This window comes from Pseudomonas corrugata, from assembly GCF_050920615.1.
Taxonomy (GTDB): Bacteria; Pseudomonadota; Gammaproteobacteria; order Pseudomonadales; family Pseudomonadaceae; genus Aquipseudomonas; species Aquipseudomonas corrugata.
In genome coordinates, this window is record NZ_CP130434.1 from 4,829,392 (window position 1) to 4,848,204 (window position 18,813).

Genomic DNA, 18,813 nt, shown 5'->3' on the forward strand with positions numbered 1-18,813 from the left:
AGTCCCAGTGAGGCCACGATCAAGGCCGCGAACAGAACCCGGGAGTCAGCCTGGTTTCAGTGCGATGCTCCCGCAGGTCCACGCCCATTCCGTTCAGTTCATGCCGGATATATTCGACATGGGTCTCAAGCTTCACTACACGCGATTCCATCCCCAACCTCCCCAAGGATGCGACCTCATTTCAAGGCCTTAAACGTTGAGATTGCACGATAACTCTTCTTGGTTTTGGACGTTTCTGTATGGGAAGTAGGAGGTTTCTTGTTTTCTTGTATCCGCTGACACTGCAGCGCCAGACACTATGAATACGGCGTCTCCCTCGTGCCTCCTCGGGAGCGTTTCATCAGCAGCTTGCCGGCGATGTCGACAAAAGGCGTGACAATCAGGCTATACACCGTCCGGTACCGCTGCTCGTTCTGCTCCCCCGTACCAAAGCGCAGGGCCTCGGGCCGGGCGCCGGTGACATAGAGCGTGCCGAACATCCAGTCCCAGAGCGACAGGTTGGTGCCGAAGTTACGGTTGAAATGACGAGGGGCATCGCTATGGTGGATCTGATGCTGGGCGGGACTGTTCAGCACATGCTCGAGCACCGGGCCGAATGACAGCCAGACGTGGGTATGACGCAGATTGGCCGCCAGGCTGTTGAAGATAAACACCAGGTAGGTCATGCCGAATAGCGTGTAGTGGCTGATCTCGCCGCCGCTCAGGTACCAGAAGACCCCGGCATAGAGGCCAAGGCAGGCGGTAATGCCGAGGTTTCCGGCGATCCGCTCCACAAAATGAATCCGGCTCGCCGTCGCCGGCACCAGCACCGACGCCGAATGATGAACCTTGTGAAACGCCCACAGCCAGCGCGAATGAAACGCCCGGTGCGTCCAGTAGTGGACGAAATCCTTTACCAGGAACACCCCCAGCCCATAGAGCAAGGCCAGCAAAAGCGCCTCTTCCGAACGTGGCCGCGCGCCCCAGAGGTTGTTGAAAAATGCCAGGTAGTCCCCGGACCGCAAGATGTAAGGATCGACCAGATGCACGATAGGCAACATGAGCGCGATCTTGAGCGTTGTGCGCAGCAGGTAGTAGCGGCAATCCAGCCAGGCAGAGTGATGAAAATACACTCGACTGCCACCGATGAACTGCCAGAACGAACGGGCTACGGTCAGGCCGCGTTGTTTTCTGAAGCGGAACAGGCCATAGGCCACGCCATAGGACGCGCAGAGAAACAAGACCCCGAGACGGCCGCTGAAGCTGAAAATGCTGTAGAACTGTCCGGTGATGGGGGTGATGACCCACTCGACCAACTGCTTGTAGATCAGGAAAAACACATCCACGAAGGGCCGACCTCTGCTGAAGAGAGGCCATTGTAGATCAGCCGATTGGAGGATGGCGTTCCAGAACCGACAAGGCGCTTCGGGCCTTGAGCATCGATCCCTTACAGACAGGGCTGGATCAGGAACGGCCACGGAGGCGAAAACATGGCCAGCGTCGCGGCAAGATATGATCGGGTTTATCAAGGGATCGCACTGATCGTCGGCGCGGTCCTGCTGCTGTCGCTGGCCGATGCATCGGTGAAATATTTCAGCAATCGATTGGCGCTGTGGCAGTTGTTCCTGCTGGTGTCCTGTCTGACGGTGCCACTGCTGGGTGGCTGGCTGCTGCTTGGGCTCAAATCCGGGCAACTGCGGGTCACTTCGGTGGGCTGGGTGGCGGCCAGAAGTATCTCGCTGTTGCTGATGTGGGTGACCTACTACTCAGCCCTGCCGCTCATTCCGCTGTCCGTAGCCGCTGTAGCCATCTACACCACGCCCTTGTTCATTGCACTTTTTTCGACTTTTTATGGTGGAGAGAAGCTCTCCCTTCTTGGTTGGATCGCCATCGGGACAGGTTTTGCGGGCGTCACCCTGGTGCTGCGTCCTGGAGCGGAGGCCTTCAACCTTGCCGCCCTCCTCCCCGTCATTGGCGCCGTATTCTATGCGATCGCCATGGTGATGACGCGCCGTCACTGTCGCAACGAACATCCTCTGGTGTTGGCGCTGGGACTGAACGTGGCATTCCTGATTGCCGCCAGCCTCGGCGGCATCACCTCATTTCTCGATAACGGAACCCTCGCCAACCGGGCCCCTTTCCTGCTATCGGCCTGGCAACCACTCGGCTGGCAAGGGCTGGTCTTTGTCTGCGGGTATGCCATCGCCCTGATTGCTATCAATACCGCGACGGCCAGGGCCTATCAAATCGCACCGGCCGCACTGATCGGCACTTTTGACTACGCCTACCTGGTCTTTGCCTGTTTCTGGGGATATTGGCTGTTTGACGAAGTGCCGGACGGGCTGACCTGGGGTGGAATGTCGCTGATTCTGGGTGCGGGGTTATTGGTGTTACGCCGATGACTGTCGAACTGCTTCATTGAAAGACGACTGAACCTCCAGGCGCTGCAACGGGCTTGCGCAGCCGTCCTCCCATGCCGCCGCTACGCTGCCTTTCACTTAGATCGAACGCCTCCCACCTCGACAGGTCTTCTCCTTATCACGCTTCTGGAATCAGACCATGTCCGCACACAAGGGCCTTGTTGTACTCGCTCGGGGCGGTTACGCCGCCCGAGGCGTTATCTACTTGATCATCGGCATTTTCGCTTTGCTGGCGGCCCAGGATTCGAGCCGACCCAAGGACAGCCACAAAAGCCTGGAGGCGTTGCTGAGCCAGCCATTCGGGCACGTATTGGTCGGTTTGGTGGTAGCGGGTCTGCTCGCCTTCGCCGGCTGGCGCATTCTGCAAGCGACGCAAGACGTCGATCATCATGGCAAACACTTCAAGGGGCTGGTGATACGTGCAGGTTTGTTGGCGGGAGGCGCCGTCAACGGTGCGCTGGCCTTTTTTGCGTTGGGCCTGCTTATCAGCGGCATGAGAAGCTCAAGCGGTTCAGGCGGTGGACAAACCCGGGACTTGCTGGCCCATCTGCTGTCCTGGGAACACTCCAATTTATTGATCTATCTCGTTGCACTGGTCCCTCTGGGCACCGGCCTCGCTCATATCATCAAGGGTTGGAAGGCTTCGTTCGAGAAGTACTTCGAAGCGGACGAAGACGTGATGCGCTACGTCCGTCCAGTGTCGCGATTCGGTCTTATCGCCCGCGGTGTGGTCTTCATCGAAATCGCGTTCCTGCTGATGATCAGTGGTTCGAGCTATCAGGCCATGGATCCACCAGGGATGAGGGAAGCGCTCGACGCCCTGCAGAACCTGCCAGCCGGGAGTGTGGTCTTGATGCTGATAGCCCTGGGGTTGATCGCCTTCTCGGTCTACAGCTTTGCCGAAGCGTTCTGGCGCCGGATAAACATGGAAGTGCCCGGCGTTGCCGCTATCCGATAGCCACGCGCAGTCAAAGCCCGATGAACTTCACACCCCACAACGCCACCATCCCCACCACCAACGTCAACAGCGTACTGCGCCACCGCCAGGCCACCCACGCCGCCACAATCGCTGCCGGTATCTGAGGGTTCTCCAACACCAATGCCCCTTGCCCGTTGGGATAGATCACCGCAGGCAGAACCAGGGCCGCCAAGACGCTCGCCGGCACGTGCATCAAGGCCCGACGCATCAGGGGTGGAATCCGCCAGCGGCCATAGAGCTCGATGAAAGACAGTCGCATGGCGAAGGTTCCCAGACCCGCCGCGAGGAACAGGCCCCACAAGGATAGATCACTCATGATGGCTCTCCTTCGATGCCATCGGCGGTTGCACGGTTTGAAATGCTCTCAATCACCAACCCGGCCAGAACTCCGCCGATGGAGGCCGTGATCAACCCCAGGTTGTAGGGCAGCTTGACGGCCAGTACGGCAAGCAGTCCGCCGACCGCCGCGGCGCCCCAGCTTGCCTTGCTCCGCAGGCCGGGGATGAGCAACGCCAGGAAGGAAAGTGGTATGGCAAAACTCAAGGACCAGGTGTCTGGGATGCTCGCGCCCAAGTACACCCCGGCCAGCACCGAGAGTTGCCAGGCCAGCCACATGCCCACCGCCGTACCGGCATAGTAATGATGGGCAAACGCTCCCAATTCGCCCGATGAAAACTTCAGGCTGCACAGTGCATAGGCCTGGTCCGAAAGCAGGTAAGCCATCGGCCAGGTCCTGCGACGGGGCAAGTGGTGCAGGTGCGGCGCCAGGGAAGCGCTGTACATGATGAAACGCAGATTGATGACCAAGGCCGTGGCCACGATCGCCACCGGCACGACGCCGTTGTGCAACAACTGGAGTGCCACCATTTGGGCGGAGCCGGAATAGAACAGTAGCGTCATGCCCATGCTCATGCCGGGCGACAAGCCCATTTCAATGGCCATGACCCCCGTCACCAGCCCAAACGGGACGACACCCGGCGTCAATGGAAGGAGCGCACGAATACCTTGCATGAAAGCTTCTTTTCCACTTTGGCAGGGCATTTGTTTTCCTTGTTCGTTGTGCTCGCGCTAACGTTGCTCAGGGCATCGTGCGGTAGAGTGTAGGCATCGATGATCGCCGGGCTGAATCAACTTTTTTTCCGGCTAAACAGGTAGTTTTTGTTATGGCACGAAACGCCCCGCCTGATCAGGCGCTGATGAAAATGCCCTCGTTCAAGGCCATGAGATCCTTTGTCGCAGCAGCCAGGTATCGCAACTTTACCCGGGCGGCCGAGGCGTTATGCGTCACTCAGGCGGCGATCAGCCGCCAGATTCGCGATCTGGAAACGTACCTGGGCACAGAGTTGCTTATTCGCACGGGAAGAGAACTCAAGCTGACGCCGTCGGGAGCCGCGCTATTCGATGCCGCGCAGCTGTCGTTGCTCAACATTTTCCAGGCCACGGAAAGAATCCGCCGGAAAAAAAGCGAAAAACACATTCTCACCCTGTGCTGTACGCCCGCCATGTCGACCCTTTGGCTATCCCATAAGCTGAAGGACTTTTTCAGCGCCAATCCCGACATTGACTTGAACGTCATCACCACCCAGCACTTCCTGACCATGGAGCCCGGCATCAATCCGGATATCTTCATCGCCAAAAGCAGCGAGCACTACCCCGGCTACTTGCGTCAGGCGCTGTTTCACGAAGTTATCTATCCGGTGTGCACACCACGCTATCTGGAGACGCATCCTGAACTGCGCACATTGGAAGGCGTGCGTAACAGCACCCTGCTGGACCTGAATCCCTATGGTCGTTCCCAACAGTCGGAACAGATCGACTGGAATGTATGGTTCGCCTATCAGTCCCACGATTTGCAACTGCCCGTATCGGACAGCCCGCATTACTTCAGCAGCAACGACTACAGCCTCCTCCTGCAAATGACCCTGGATGATCAAGGCGTCGCGCTGGGCTGGGATCATCTGGTCAGGCATCTCGTGCAACAAGGTCGTCTGGTTAGGCCGGTCGCGGAGGAGTTGTCGCTCAGGGAGTCGATCCAGTACCTGATGATCAATGAGGACAAGAAAGAGGATCCTGCTTGCGTGCGCTTGAAGGGGTGGTTGGTCGATCAATTTCAATCGTGAGGGTGGGACAGCACCCCCACACTTCTGAAACTGACCCACCGCTATCGCGAGCAGGCTCGCTCCCACATTGGATTTAGGGGTACGAGGCCTTTGCGGACACCAGCAGACCTGTGGGAGCCGGGGTGTCCGCAGCATCTGCATACGCCACCAAACCCTGTGGGAGCCGGGCTTGCCCGCGATGGCGGCGGTACATTCAACATCTGCGTGGCAGCGTCACCCCGTCACACACCCGTGCGGCACTTTCCCGACAAAACTGTCCATCAGGCTCGCCACCACCATTTCCCCCATTCGCGTGCGGGTCTGCAGGGTTGCGCTGGCGCGGTGCGGTTGCAGGACCACCTGCTCGTTGCCAAACAAGGTGTCGGGAACATTCGGTTCATCGACGAACACATCCAGCCCCGCCCCCGCAATGTCACCAGCGGCCAGCGCCGCCACCAGATCGGCTTCGTTGACCAGCTTGCCCCGGGCCACGTTGATCAGGTAACCGCCCTTGCCCAGGGCATGCAGCACATGGGCATCGATGATGGCTTCGGCCTGATCGGCGGCGGCCGCGAGTATCAGGGCATCACTGGCGCTGGCCAGCTCCTTGAGATCGGCAATGAAAGTGTGCGTCACATCGCTCATGGGGTGCAGGTCGGTGTAGCTGATCGTGCAGCCGAACGCCGCAAGTCGCGTTGCCACGGCCCGGCCGACGCGTCCCATGCCGACGATACCAATGCGCATGCCGAACACCTGGCGGGCCAGCGGCAACGGTGACAACGGCGTCGCGCTGTGGGGCCATTGGCCCGAGCGCACGTAGCGATCACCGGTGCACAGGCCACGGCACACGGCAATCAACAGGCCGACGGCCAGATCGGCAACGTCTTCGGTCAGCGCACCAATGGTGGCGGTTACACGGATCCCGCGATCCCGAGCATAGGCCAGGTCCACCGCATCGGTGCCGACGCCGTTGACCGCCACCACCTCCAGCTTGGGCAACTGCGCCATGAGCGCCTGGCTGATGCCGGTATGCCCGCCAGTGATCACACCGCGAATGTGAGCGCCGTGTTCCAGCAGATAGGCCGATTTGTCGGCCTGTTCGAAATAGCGCCTGACAGTAAACAACTCATTGAGCCGGGTGTTGATTTCAGGAATCAGGATCGGACTGAGTTGCAGGACTTCTGGTTTCATGTGGACCTCATGGAGCGAAAGAGTAGATCGATTCAAACGTATTGCTGGCCGCTTACGGCTTGCGGATGTCTGTGTTCAGGCTCAACCGCGACCGGCAAAAGGCATGGCTGTGGCCATGACGGTCATGTTCAGGACGTTGGCCGACAGCGGCAGGCTCGCGATGTAGCGCACCGCGTCGGCTACATGCTTGACGTCCACCATCGGCTCTACCGCGATGCTGCCGTTGGCCTGGCGCACCCCCTTGGTCATGCGCACCGACATCTCCGTCAGGGCATTGCCGATGTCGATCTGGCTGCAGGCGATGTTGAATGCCCGGCCGTCCAGGGCCAGGGATTTGGTCAGCCCCAGCACTGCGTGTTTGCTGGCGGTGTAGGCGCTGCTGAACGGCCGCGGGGTATGGGCGGAAATCGAACCATTATTGATGATGCGCCCGCCCTGCGGCTGTTGCCGGCGCATCAGCCCGAAGGCCCCGCGGGCACAAAGGAAAACTCCGTTGAGGTTAGTGTCGATCACGTTGCGCCATTGCTCGAACGTCAACTCATCCAGCGGCACGGCGGGCGCATTGACCCCAGCGTTGTTGAACATCACGTCCAGGCGTCCGAACGTCACGGTGATGGTTGCAAACAGCGCATCGACACTGGCCGGATCGCGCACATCAGTGGGCACCGCCAGCGCGTCCCGCCCCTCACTGGCGGCCAGCTCAACCAATGCCTGCAAAGGTTCGGGACGGCGTCCGGCCAATACCAACGTGTACCCGTCTTCCATCAGGCCCAGGGCCACGGCGCGGCCGATGCCGCTGCCGGCACCGGTGACCAGGGCCACTTTCAATGGGTTGGACATACTGTTGTTTCCTTTCGCAGAATCTGTAGGGCAAATGCCGCATTCAAGGCCGCTGGCCGACACGCATTTCCAGTTGGCCGATGCCGTCGATGCCGGCGTTGATGATGTCGCCTGGCCGCAGCTCGTCGACGCCTGCCGGGCTGCCGGTCATGATCAGATCCCCCGCCCTGAGCGCCACCGATTGCGAGATTCGGCTGATCACTTCACTGACCGACCAGATCTGGCTGTCGAGGCTGTCGCGCTGGCGCTCCTGGCCGTTCACGTTCAACCACAAGTCCCCCTCGGGATGACCGGCCTTCGCAACCGGCACGATAGCGGTCATCGGCGCGGCACCGTCGAACACCTTGGCGCCTTCCCATGGCAAACCGTTGCGTTTGGCCAGCCGCTGGATATCACGGCGCGTCAGGTCAAGCCCTGCGGCGTAGCCCCACACATAAGCCAGCGCTTGGCTTTCGGGGATATTCGCACCGCCTTCACCGATGGCCACGACCAACTCGATTTCATGAACAAACTCTTCAGTCACCGACGGAAACGGCACTTCACCGACCGCATCCATCACACAACTGGCAGGCTTCATGAAAAACACCGGCGGCTGGCGGTTCTGCCCCTGAGCATCGGGCCATGGGTAATTGCGACCGACGCAAAACACCCGGCCGACGGGAAAACGCTGTTGGGTACCGACAACCGGCAGAGTCACTGGCAGGTCCGGAGTAAAGACATACTCGGTCATGTTCATCCTGATGAAAGTCCTGATAGAAGCGTCAGCGTACGGCGGCAATCCTTGGCAAAGTTGGACAAAAGCCGCCTCGTCTTGGAGAAAAAAGGGGTTCAGGCTCGGGTCTTGAGTTCTATGCGATACAGGCGCCCAAGCAGAAACGAGTAGGACAAAGTGCCCATCAATGCCACGCCGCCAATGAACCAGAAGGCCAAGGCAAACGAGCCGGTCTTTTGGACAATCGCGCCGATCACGATGGGGGTGACGATGCCGCCGATGTTGGCGGCCAGACTGGTGATCCCACCGGTGAGCCCGATGAGTTCCTTGGGCGCTACTTCCGACACCGCGGCCCACGAGGACGAAGCAATACCCTGGGCAAAGAAAGCGATGGTCAGGATGGCAATGCAGATGACGTTCGAGTCGGTGAAGTTTACCAAGACGATGGACATGCCCAGCATCGAGCCCACCACCAGCGGCAATTTACGCGCAAAGGACAGCGAATAGCCGCGGCGGATCAGCAGATCGGAAATGATCCCCGCCAGCAGAATGCCCACCGTTGCCCCCACGAACGGCAGCACGGCAAAGATCCCGGCCTTGATCATGGTCAGTTGACGCTCTTCGATCAGGTAGGTCGGGAACCAGGTGAGGAAGAAGTACAGCGCCGACGTGCTGGCGAACTTACCGATGCAAATCGCCCAGACCTGCCGATAGCTGAACAACTCGGCGATCTGCCGCCAGTTGAAACGGGTACGCTCCTGGCTGCTCTTGACCAGCCCTCCCCCGGCTTCGATGTACTTGAGCTCTTGCTTGCTGACTTTCTTGCAGTTCATCGGATCGCGGTACAGGTACAGCCAGAGCACACCGAACACAATCCCCAGTGCACCAGTGCTGTAAAACACATGTCGCCAGTCATAGGTGGTAGCCAGCCATAGCAGTGCGCCGGTAAACAACGCCGTGCCCAGGTACTGGCCGCAGACGTAGATGCTGCTCGCCACACCCCGCTCCCGCGCCGGGAACCACACCGTGACCGCTCGACTATTGGCAGGAAACGCCGGTGCTTCCATCGCCCCGACGGCCAGGCGCAGGCCAAACAGCGACGCGAACCCCGTGGCAAGACCCTGGCAGACGGTGACCGTCGACCAACTGATCAGTGACACCCCGTAAGTGAACCGCGAGCCGAACCGATCAGCGATGAAGCCGGCGGGCACCAATGCGATGGCATAAGTCCAGGCGAAAGCGGAAAAGATCAGGCCCATTTCGATCTTGTCCAGGCCCAGGTCCTTGGCCATGAAAGGCGCCGCAATCGAGATGTTCACCCGATCGATGTAGTTGATGATCGTCGCAATCAACAGCAGCGACAGCATGAACCAACGCCGGCGCGATGGCAGTCGTGCAGACACGGTGGCGTCCAGGGCGTTGGCTGCCAACGGCGGCGCGGTAGTCTGGGAGGTGTGGGAATTCGACATGGATAACCCTTCATTATTGTTAGACGAATCGAAATACGTGCCAGCAGCACACCTTGATTGGCCTCGGGAAGGCAGCGGCTGCATGGCCGCCAATGTGGTCGTACAACCATGCGAAATCAATTGAGGAGTTAGACCGTTTTTTTCCTGAAAAACGGTGATTGATGAGGCTGTCCAAAAAAATCAGTGCTGAGAAATCCGCGTAAGATTTATCAAAATAGCTTTAACTATTTGTTTTAAAAGAATAATTTATATCAGCTGCGTCTGTCATTTCTTGGACAAGGGCTGTCTTCCTTTGAGTCGATAAACTCCATGCACGCCAGATGTCATCGTATGACTTATTGAAATGAAACTGATGACACCCTCACAATTACAACGTCCAAGCCGTTGTCGAGGATCCAAGTAGATGTCATCACCGAGCCAAGTCCCCACCTATTTCATGCAGCAGCGCTGCGAATTGACGGACTTCTACATCCGCGACAAAAAAGGTCGACGCGCCGAAACCAGCCCCCATCGCCACGAGTACTTCCAGATCCAGATCAACCTCGGCGGCGACACCGTGCAGCACATCGGTCATGTCGAGCGTCCGTTCCCGCGAAACACCCTGGCGTTCATCCTGCCCCATCGAGTGCATGTGATTCCGCACCCGGCGGACAGCAATTTCATGGTGATCAACTTTTCCCAGACCTTCCTGCTGCCCCATCTGCAGTGCGACCCGATGGATCTGGAAGAAGTCTCGATTCTGCTGGCTCCCGAGTTATCGCCGTTCCGTTTCCAGGAGCATCTGGATTTCATTCTGGGCCAAGAGGATTTCGTCAAAGTCTGTGGACTGATCGAGCAGATGCGTGTCCATGACAAGAACCGTCAGTTCGGCACCCGGGAGATCCTCAAGGGGTTGTTGCTGCAACTGATCGGCAGTGTCTGTGCCTTATATGCCGAGCCGCTCAAGCAATTGGCCGAAGAGAACGCTGCCGAAATAAGCCGCCGCGATGCACTGGGCAGGATGTCTGAATACCTGCGCAGGAATATTGCCGACCCCGACCTCAATCTGATCAAGGTAGCCGCCGCAACCTACCTGTCGCCGACCTACCTGACCCACTGGCTGCGCAAGGAAATCGGCAAGACCTTCACCGAACTGGTGCTTGAGCGCAGGATGCATGCGGCGCGCAACTACCTGCTCAATGGCACCCGTCCCGTGGGTGAGGTGGCGCGGTTGTGCGGGTTCGCTGACGAGGCTTATTTCTCACGGCGCTTCCGTCAGATCCATGGACTGCCACCCGGGCAGTTCAGGCGCACGCAACTGGATCCGGACAGGCCGCAGTTGGCGTTGAATACGTGACCCTACCGAGGGCATCGGTTCAACCCATGGCCTGCTACTGGTGGGTAACGAGCCAATTGAGCACTTCATCCCAGAGTGGTTCTGCCGATGGCCGGCACTCTACCGCACGGCCTACAGCCAGGCCGAAGCGCAAAGCCTGGGAGCCCGCCAAGTCATTGTGAAAACGGCTCGTTATTCAACGAGCCGTTTTCAAAAGAGTGCCGGACGCCCCTAATATGCATCAGCGCAGAATCAACACCGCTGCCACCGCTGTCACCAGCACCACGCCGAATACCATGCGTGCAATCCACGGCGCTGTCAGCCAGACCCCCGTCACCCCGGCAATCTGCCCGACGTTTTTCTCCGTCAGGCGAAAACTCGGCTCGCGAAAGGGGTTGCCGCATTGAGGGCAAGCGTATGCCTTGTCGGAAATACGCGAAGAACATTCGGGACAATCGATCAGGCTCATTGCGCTACCTCAGGTGGGTTGAACTTCGGCCACTCAACAGACCATTCATCAGTTCTTTTGCTCTGTACCCGGCTTAGTTGTTGGGAGTAAGCCCCATCTGCGTCATGGGCAGCCAGGCCACTTAGCACTGAATAAGTGAAGACCATAGCCGACCCCAGGCAACGCAGCGGCCAATCCGTAATTGAAACTGTCATGGCCCCACGAACCGAAACCCATCACTGCGATTCGAATTGCGCCTGGCAGCCTATTGCTGAGCGTATTTGGACAAGGTCGCCTCAAGCGCGTCCGAAACGAGTGCAACCAGGATCGGCTGGGCATGGGCTTGCATGTAGCGACCGATTCCAACCTGCCGTTCTTTCACTTGCGACGCGTATATTGAAGCGCGGCCTTGCGCGACGAGCGACGACAACTCTTCTTCGGAGAAGGACTTCTCATAGGCCACGGCAAGGCTCTCATCCCATTTGGGCTGGTATTGCGGCAGCAATGCATTGATCTCGTCGGATACCGCACTGTTCGCACTGGCATTCCCAAGCTTATCGGCGATCGTGGCGTAGGTTGACGTGCTCTTCGCCGTCAGCAGCGCAAGGGAGGAGAGCTTCTTGCCCAGCCCGGTTTGGGCAACGAATGTACGAGCCTCGTTAAGCGAAGCTGCATCAGCTTGGACGGTGGTTGAGCAGGCGATGCACAGTGTCAGTGCGACAACTGCTAATGAAATCCTTTTCATTTTTTCCATTTCCAATCGGGTAGCAATAGGTCCTAGGGTAGTTTCATCCTCGAAGCTATGCCAGAGGCGCTGTTCGAGACCTGAAACAGATAGGTCCCATATCGCCCTTTTCCAGACGCCAGAAACCACAAACCCCCGACTTTCTCTAGGAAAATCAGGGGTCTGTGTTTGCAGAATGTGGCGGTGAAGGAGAGATTCGAAACTACCCGCTGCGACACTAAAAAAATGAAAGTGTACGGTTTATAAGGGCTGCAGCCGTGCTGTCGCTGTAATAAATCGGCATCGCCAGTCCCATGGCAGTCCCATGGGTTTTGCACCAGGTTGGTGCGAGACGGGTCAAGCACGGCATCTGCACCAATTTATGTTGAGGCATGGGAAAAAGGTAATATTGGTAATACGCACATAGAAAACAGATAAAGCCCTTACAATTCAATCGGTTGGTAGATATTCAGAAAGGTAATAATTTAGTAATTTTTAGGTTAGGTCATTACCTTTTTCCGTAGTAATTCCTTACGCCACCAATCCCCAACAAAACCGGGCACTTCGGTGAATATTACCTTTGCCATTACCAAATATTACCCCTTAAGGTAATAGGCTAAACCCACGGAATACGCGGGCTACCGACCGGTTAAGGGCTTTCCTAACCAAAATTACCCTTTTCCCGCCCCTGGTTCCAAAATAGCCATCAGATAGGCGTGTCCTGGAGTTGGGGTCTAGCCTGTGGATTCACGATAGGAGTCTTCGCATGGCGCATGAATATTCGCTCTCAGATGTGCTTGAAAGGATGTATGAAAATCAGCTGGCCCTTGAAGCAGCCGTGATGGAACTCACGCTCCGCCTCGAGCAACAAGGCTCAGTAGAAGCAGGCGATAACGTGCGAGGCGCCTTAGAGGCGATTGGTGAGAACGCCGGGCATATCAAGCAAGGCTTGGCCCGCATCAAAAGGTTAGCAGCCGATCAGGATCGTGACGGGTTGTGAAATGCTCCTGGCTCGCTGAAACCCGCATGGTTCGTGGTCTATGGCAGTTTTTCCATTCAATCGAAAGTGACCAGGGACAGTGAGAAAATAGATCTGCCTCGTTTCGTAAAACGACTACTTTCCTAGGCTTTTCTCTTTCCGGTCAATGAATCCGGGGAAGTTGCCCGTCCGCTCTGTTCACGATCACTCCGCATCGTTTTGTAACCACGTTGCATTTCTTCGCAAAGCTTTGCACTTTGTGAGATTGCCATTTACCCCGGCGAGCCCACAGCGGGCCTGAGCTGCGCTCTTGGTTGCACCATTCTCGACCTTTGCACAAAAAACTGACGTAAAGCCCCTCGGCGGGAGGGGGATAAGTGCTTTTTCAGCATTTTTTTTCGTGGCATTGGTTTTTTCACCATACAAAAAGGGTTACCGCCAGTAGCACCCGCATGCGAACAATGGGAGCCACAGGAAAACTGTTCGTATATACAAAATTTGATTCTCACAGGTGCGAGTGTATGACCCGAATTGATGCCGGGGCTGCTACCGAAAAACCCTCAGCACTGGCGCGTTGGCAAGTGACGCTTCACGATAATGTTGCCTTGTTTGCCATGCCATACCGCCCGATCCCGATCCCCTACCACCACTGCTCGCTGCCACACTGGCAGGGATGGCGGTAACTAGCTTTGTTTTGAGCGGGATTGAGCATGTCGGTGGGATGCGCCTGCGCGCAGCTACGGTGGGGCTGGGGAGGGTAAATACTAAATTCCGGTTCAAGAGTGATACAACAGTGATAATTTCAGGTGCTGTTCCAGCGTCCAATGACCTAAGATAGCAATTATTATTTCGCCAAACCAATTAGTTGAATTATCTATGCAGCATGAAGAAAAGAAAAAAAAGAAACAGCACTATGTGTGGCGATTCTATTTAGGCTCTTGGGCTGAAGACGAATTAATTTACTGCTGGAGAGAGGGGAAAATTTTCCGACCGAACATTAAAGATGTCGCTCAAGGCCGTTACTTTTACCAAGTCAAGAAATTAAGCAAAGATGAGATTGACATTGTAAAAACATTTATTGAACATTTTCCAACCCACCTTAAAAGCATCCACTATAAAATCCTAGACACATACATAACACCTCACAAGCTACAGACTTTTTTTAATTTGCACGACGACATGCCGGACGACCTAAATGAAATTCTAGACACCATGATTCACAACTTGGAGGAAAACCTCCACGCCACAGTTGAAAGTGAATCAATACAATTCATTGAGTCCATAAGAGCAGAGGATATTAGTTTCTGGAATAATAGAAAAGAAAGAACAAATTTTTTAATTTTTATATTTTTACAACTTTTCAGGACAAAAAAAATCCAAGAAAACTTAACGCTTGCTTTAAGAATAAAGGTACCGGGGGACACCAGATTAATTAATGCATGGGGCGTGCTCCGCCAAATGTTCGCGATAAACGTGGCAGACAGCGTGCTTAACGATAAGAGCTACTACCCCCTTCTCTTATTGAACGACAGCGCCATCCCTCTTATAACCGCAGACCAGCCAGTTATAAACACCCACTCTATAGGCTCGACATTATTTCAGGAGCCTGAACAGTTCGAAGTCTACTACCCCGTATCTCCAAGAAAAGCCATTATGCTGACAAACACACAGCCCAAACCGAAAAGCGACACCATCTTCCTAACAATAAATGATGTCAAACTCTACAACTCATATATTATAGATAGATCGCACGAACAAGTTTTCTCCACTTCTAAAGAAATTCTTGAGCAGATAGAAATCTCAGAAGAACCAAGGGAGCCAAGTTAAGACAACTGACCTAGCCATTTCACAAAGTCACCTCTTTGGTTGTAGATGCAAGTTCATCTGCATGTACTGAGTTATTGAGAAAAACTGAAGACGTGGTAGGTATTGGTCCCAAACCATGGACATGGTTAGCAATATGGATATTCATTTGGTGCAACAGATCTAAAGTATCGCAGACCACCTGAAATAGATTTACTCGCCCTGATCCTATCCAGTTCTTCGGCGCCTGAAATTGCAGACTTACACTGATCACACTCTTGCGCAATCCTTCAATCCGTTCGTGCATATCGCCACCCACCGTGGCGTTGAGCTTCTGGCCCACAACCAGGTTTAGATCCCGGCCGGTAGCCTGGTGCAGATCGTCGACCGCTGCCAAGCTCGCAGATCCGCCCGACAACAGCTTGAGCGCTCCCAGCGCCTCGATCGTTTTCACACCACCCACGGACTCGGTCGAATGGTCGTCCACCGTACTGGTGTGGCTCTGGAACTGCTCGCGGTTGTCCAGGGCTTCGACTTCCCGCTCGATCGCCTTGTCCTGGATCTTGCCATCCGTCTGGCGTAGCCAGTTGCCGTCCGCGTCCACGCGTTGCTGGGCTGCATCACTGTGCTGCCAAACCTGATCGCCTTTCGGCACCTTGGGCATGCTCAGGCCGTGCGGGAGGATGGTTTGAATGTAGGGCTTGTTCGGCAAGCCATAGGCGAAGCACACCACCACCTGGGTGCCTTCCTCCGGAAACGCATAGATCCCCATTTCCTCGCCACCGGTGGGCAACGGCAGCGGAACGCCGGTGAGCTGAGGTAACAGCGGATCCGGCTCCCCGTCCGGGCCCAGGACTTCGATATCTACGGCATAGCGCGGCCTGAAGTCGTCACAGATCCCGGCACCCGCCGGCGCGTCGGCCACGGCGATAACCCGGGCGAAGCGCGGCAAGTGGTAGCCGCCGGTGAGTTCAGGGAATTGCCGTTCTACGCTGCGGCGGATTGCGTCTTCCATCGGATAGCCATCTGGTCATTGGCGAGCGCCACGCTGGTGACGCGCTCGCCGTTGTTGATCGTTGCACCTGGTCGAAGTCCTGGAAGGGCCGCGACCATCGCACTTTGGTTGCCCTGGTAGCCGTCGAACAGCTCCGTTGGGATTTGTAGCGGTGCCCGTATGCCGAAAAAGCTGTCGGCCCAGCTCCCCACGAACACTTCGCCGTTGCCCTGTTGGTGCCAGGTGAAGTCGGGGATCCCGAACACCCGAGCCAGGCTGCCCATCGCTTGGTTACCGGCGGCCAAGCTGTAGAAATACGGCGCCTTAACGCCGGCGTATGGCCGATCCGGAACCCGAAAGCGTAAGCCGGTTTGCTCGCTGACCTGGGCAAGCACGGCGCGCAGATCGACGTGGCGCAGATTCATCGGCAGCGGGTTGGCCAGCACGGCGGTCAGCTCCCGGCAGAACAGCATCTGCTCCACCGCGTTGGCGACGGTGCAACGCTCGATGTAGCCGATGAAGTGGCGCTGCAGCGTGCTTTGGTTGTAACCGATATCCAGCGTCACCAAGCCTTTGAGCGGCACACTGGACTGCACCGTGAAGTTCGCCCGGCCCGGGCTGGTGGCGTCCAGCCGGACGTCTTCCTTCACCAGGGCGATCGGCGCGCCGTTGATGGCCAGGACCTTGTGCAGCTTCAATTCTGCTCACTCCCGCCCAGCCACTTGTCCACACGGCCCAGGACCTTTTCAAAGCCGCTCAGCGCAGGGTTGTCACTCGATGCACCACCGCCGTCGCCTACCGCGTTACCTGGTGCGCCTTGGGTGTCGACCTTGTTACTGGCGCGCCGGCTTTCGACCTTCTCCGGATTGGATTCGCGCTCGCTCAGCGTGAACTGGACAAGCCAGGCCTTAAGGCTGTCGGCCTCCCGGGCGCTGACGCCTTCGGAAAACTCCACCTGGCGCACGCCGAAGGCCTCGGCGGTGTCGTTGACGATCCGGTACAGGTGCAACTGACCACCGCCGGCCGTGGCTTCGGCCAGGCGCATCAGATCGGTCAGTTGCACCCGATCGACAAACGGAATCATCAGCGAGACGGTGAGCGTCTTGGGCTTGAAGCCCTTGTGCGCCTTGTCGGTGTTACTGGTCTGTCCCGACATGTCGCCGCTTTCGATACGCAGGTTGGCCGTGACCTTGAGGTTTTTCCCCTGAACTTTTTGCCCGTCGAGCAACAGCGTCATAGGCCCACCAACTCCTGTACAAAACTCAACCCGGTTTTGCTGCCCACCAGTAGCAGGCCGGCGCACTGCACCCATTCATGCCCTGGAGCGTCGCCGGCAAGCAATTGGCGGCGCAGTTCGCTGCTATTGCCTGGGCCGATCAATCGCGCCCGAATGCTGATGTCCTGGTTTCCCCCGGCCAGCAGATTCTTGAGGTCGTTTAACTGCTGATCGCGCCTTTGCTGCTGGGCACCTTTGCGAGCGGCCAGGGCGGCCAGATCGCCCAACGGAGAACTGTCGGCGGCATAGCCCTCCAGGACGGCCAACTGGCCCGCCATGGACTGCTTGGCGGCCTTGACCACCGTACAACGCTCCAGGGGCAGCGCCTGCCAGCGCGGGAGCGGGCCGGGGTTGGGGATCTCCCATTTCTCGCTTTCCAGCTTCGCTAGGTGTTGCGCACGGCGCTCGGTGCGCACCAGGTCAGGGATCGGCAACAAGGCATTGAACCGTGACAAGCCGCTGGCCAACTGCTCCAGGCGCGTGCCCAGGAAAAGGATCGATAGCGCATACAGCGACCCGGCCGGGCGGCCGTCGTCGGTGACGTCTTCCAGTTTCTTGCCCAGGTGCTCCAGGACGTTCGGCGCCGACAGGAAACGCTGGTAGCCCTTGCCCTGACCGATGCCGCTTTGAAATGGAGTCACCACCAGACACGCAGGGGCCTGGCCCAGTTGTTCGGTGAGCGCAGCACGACCGGCTGCAATGGCCCCTTGCGCCGCGCCGCCGACCGGCCCTGGGCTGGTCGTGGCCAAGCCCTGCAGCCCGACCAGGCGCTGGGCGGTACTGGCCAGCTCGCCGCCGGCCAGGTTCTTCGCGGCGGTCAGGCCGTCCATCCATTGCGTGGCCTGCTCCGGCCAGCGCATCGTCACCGGTGCCCAGGTCATGCCGGCGGTGTCCAGGTGATGAGTTTCAAGGCTTTCAGGTCCTTCTCTGCCACAGCCTTGGCAACGGCCTGGCGCAAGGTTTCGGCGTGCTGCAGCGCGGCCTGTCTGAAACGCACCAGGTCATGACTGACTTTCTGCAATTGGGCGATGGTGTGCGGCCTGAAGGCCTTCACCTGGTCCACGTCGTAACAGGGGTAAACGTCATCTACGCCCAGCAATACTTGGGCGTTCAGGTTCACCTGGTCATCGATGGCGCTGCTGTAGCGGTAAACCTCACCCAAGGCGCTGGAGCTGAAGCCGCCGGCGATGTGAGCGCTGCAGCCGGCGTTGATCGCCTGCAAGGTTTGCTCCTGCAGTATGGCCAGCACAGCATCGATATCATCGACCCAATCACCGTCTTTCCAGATCTGGTTCACCCCGGGTTTTTTCATCGTGTAGCCCGCCGGCACCGGCTCGAATCCCTCCAGGGTGCGGGGCTCTCCGGTTTCGATGCTGTACACAACCACACCGCCGAAGTGGTCCACCAGTTGCCAGCCCCGACCATTCCACCAGGCGGCCTTATGTTCAGGGACCGCTGGCGGTGGAATCTCCACGCACCCGCCGGGGATCATGTAGACGCCCGGTTCCAGGGGCGATTCTTCAGCGGCCACCGCGCCAATAAAAATGCCCAAATGGTCAGTTTGATAGACGAGTTTGTCAGTCAT

Annotated in this window: 20 protein-coding genes; 6 read left to right on the forward strand and 14 right to left on the reverse strand. The window is 57.5% G+C overall.

Features of this window, described 5'->3' with window-relative positions:
* Positions 1 to 296 precede the first annotated feature (296 nt).
* Positions 297 to 1,325 carry a sterol desaturase family protein gene (locus QZH45_RS21295; protein WP_069018297.1) on the reverse strand — a complete coding sequence of 343 codons (1,029 nt, stop codon included), beginning with the start codon at positions 1,323 to 1,325 and terminating at the stop codon, positions 297 to 299.
* Between the two features lie 144 nt (positions 1,326 to 1,469).
* Between QZH45_RS21295 and QZH45_RS21300 the strand changes: the two genes are divergently transcribed.
* Together QZH45_RS21300 and QZH45_RS21305 are read left to right on the forward strand one after the other, a co-directional pair.
* Positions 1,470 to 2,381: a DMT family transporter gene (locus QZH45_RS21300; RefSeq protein ID WP_055135106.1), complete on the forward strand. Its 912-nt coding sequence runs from the start codon at positions 1,470 to 1,472 to the stop codon at positions 2,379 to 2,381.
* A gap of 157 nt (positions 2,382 to 2,538) precedes the next feature.
* Positions 2,539 to 3,357, forward strand: a complete 819-nt coding sequence (locus QZH45_RS21305; protein ID WP_024776849.1) for a DUF1206 domain-containing protein — start codon at positions 2,539 to 2,541, stop codon at positions 3,355 to 3,357.
* 10 nt (positions 3,358 to 3,367) lie between these two features.
* Here the strand turns inward: QZH45_RS21305 and QZH45_RS21310 are convergent, their stop codons facing one another.
* Positions 3,368 to 3,694 carry an AzlD domain-containing protein gene (locus QZH45_RS21310; protein ID WP_024776850.1) on the reverse strand — a complete coding sequence of 109 codons (327 nt, stop codon included), beginning with the start codon at positions 3,692 to 3,694 and terminating at the stop codon, positions 3,368 to 3,370.
* Positions 3,691 to 4,419, reverse strand: coding sequence for an AzlC family ABC transporter permease (locus tag QZH45_RS21315; RefSeq protein ID WP_024776851.1), 729 nt, complete (start codon positions 4,417 to 4,419; stop codon positions 3,691 to 3,693). Before QZH45_RS21315 ends, QZH45_RS21310 begins: the two co-directional genes overlap by 4 nt.
* Before the next feature lie 122 nt (positions 4,420 to 4,541).
* Here QZH45_RS21315 and QZH45_RS21320 point away from each other — a divergent pair, with 122 nt between their 5' ends.
* The gene (locus tag QZH45_RS21320; RefSeq protein WP_024776852.1) at positions 4,542 to 5,498 is read left to right on the forward strand and encodes a LysR family transcriptional regulator; all 957 of its coding nucleotides are present in this window, start codon (positions 4,542 to 4,544) and stop codon (positions 5,496 to 5,498) included.
* Positions 5,499 to 5,711: 213 nt separating this feature from the next.
* Here the strand turns inward: QZH45_RS21320 and QZH45_RS21325 are convergent, their stop codons facing one another.
* From QZH45_RS21325 to QZH45_RS21340, 4 genes are all read right to left on the reverse strand, one after another.
* Positions 5,712 to 6,668, reverse strand: a complete 957-nt coding sequence (locus QZH45_RS21325; protein WP_024776853.1) for a 2-hydroxyacid dehydrogenase — start codon at positions 6,666 to 6,668, stop codon at positions 5,712 to 5,714.
* 81 nt (positions 6,669 to 6,749) lie between these two features.
* Positions 6,750 to 7,508 (reverse strand): SDR family oxidoreductase, encoded by a 759-nt coding sequence (locus tag QZH45_RS21330; RefSeq protein ID WP_055135105.1) that lies wholly within the window; start codon positions 7,506 to 7,508, stop codon positions 6,750 to 6,752.
* Between the two features lie 43 nt (positions 7,509 to 7,551).
* Complete coding sequence (locus QZH45_RS21335) at positions 7,552 to 8,244, reverse strand: fumarylacetoacetate hydrolase family protein (RefSeq protein WP_053194291.1); 693 nt, start codon at positions 8,242 to 8,244, stop codon at positions 7,552 to 7,554.
* A gap of 92 nt (positions 8,245 to 8,336) precedes the next feature.
* A complete protein-coding gene (locus tag QZH45_RS21340) occupies positions 8,337 to 9,689 on the reverse strand; it encodes an MFS transporter (protein WP_024776856.1) in 1,353 nt (450 codons plus the stop codon).
* Between the two features lie 403 nt (positions 9,690 to 10,092).
* On the opposite strand from QZH45_RS21340, the gene QZH45_RS21345 reads away from it, so the two are divergent.
* Entirely contained in the window at positions 10,093 to 11,025 is a 933-nt protein-coding gene (locus QZH45_RS21345; RefSeq protein WP_055135104.1) for a helix-turn-helix transcriptional regulator, read from the forward strand.
* Between the two features lie 220 nt (positions 11,026 to 11,245).
* On the opposite strand, the gene QZH45_RS21350 is transcribed toward QZH45_RS21345, so the two are convergent.
* A complete protein-coding gene (locus tag QZH45_RS21350) occupies positions 11,246 to 11,473 on the reverse strand; it encodes a hypothetical protein (RefSeq protein WP_024776858.1) in 228 nt (75 codons plus the stop codon).
* A 244-nt stretch (positions 11,474 to 11,717) separates the two neighbouring features.
* Complete coding sequence (locus QZH45_RS21355; protein ID WP_231995016.1) at positions 11,718 to 12,206, reverse strand: hypothetical protein; 489 nt, start codon at positions 12,204 to 12,206, stop codon at positions 11,718 to 11,720.
* Between the two features lie 736 nt (positions 12,207 to 12,942).
* On the opposite strand from QZH45_RS21355, the gene QZH45_RS21360 reads away from it, so the two are divergent.
* On the forward strand, positions 12,943 to 13,176 hold the full coding sequence (locus tag QZH45_RS21360; protein ID WP_432779720.1) for a hypothetical protein: 234 nt from the start codon (positions 12,943 to 12,945) through the stop codon (positions 13,174 to 13,176).
* A gap of 855 nt (positions 13,177 to 14,031) precedes the next feature.
* Positions 14,032 to 14,982 carry a DUF4238 domain-containing protein gene (locus QZH45_RS21365; RefSeq protein ID WP_432779721.1) on the forward strand — a complete coding sequence of 317 codons (951 nt, stop codon included), beginning with the start codon at positions 14,032 to 14,034 and terminating at the stop codon, positions 14,980 to 14,982.
* 19 nt (positions 14,983 to 15,001) lie between these two features.
* Here QZH45_RS21365 and QZH45_RS21370 read toward each other — a convergent pair whose 3' ends face one another.
* From QZH45_RS21370 to QZH45_RS21390, 5 genes are read right to left on the reverse strand one after another with little or no spacing between them, the layout of a single operon-like run.
* On the reverse strand, positions 15,002 to 15,973 hold the full coding sequence (locus QZH45_RS21370) for a hypothetical protein (RefSeq protein WP_432779723.1): 972 nt from the start codon (positions 15,971 to 15,973) through the stop codon (positions 15,002 to 15,004).
* Positions 15,946 to 16,650 carry a hypothetical protein gene (locus QZH45_RS21375; protein WP_432779724.1) on the reverse strand — a complete coding sequence of 235 codons (705 nt, stop codon included), beginning with the start codon at positions 16,648 to 16,650 and terminating at the stop codon, positions 15,946 to 15,948. Before QZH45_RS21375 ends, QZH45_RS21370 begins: the two co-directional genes overlap by 28 nt.
* Positions 16,647 to 17,189, reverse strand: a complete 543-nt coding sequence (locus tag QZH45_RS21380; RefSeq protein WP_432779726.1) for a DNA-binding protein — start codon at positions 17,187 to 17,189, stop codon at positions 16,647 to 16,649. The genes QZH45_RS21375 and QZH45_RS21380 overlap by 4 nt, the downstream gene beginning before the upstream one ends.
* Positions 17,186 to 18,109 (reverse strand): hypothetical protein, encoded by a 924-nt coding sequence (locus QZH45_RS21385; RefSeq protein ID WP_432779727.1) that lies wholly within the window; start codon positions 18,107 to 18,109, stop codon positions 17,186 to 17,188. Before QZH45_RS21385 ends, QZH45_RS21380 begins: the two co-directional genes overlap by 4 nt.
* Positions 18,106 to 18,813, reverse strand: coding sequence for a hypothetical protein (locus QZH45_RS21390; RefSeq protein WP_432779728.1), 708 nt, complete (start codon positions 18,811 to 18,813; stop codon positions 18,106 to 18,108). The genes QZH45_RS21385 and QZH45_RS21390 overlap by 4 nt, the downstream gene beginning before the upstream one ends.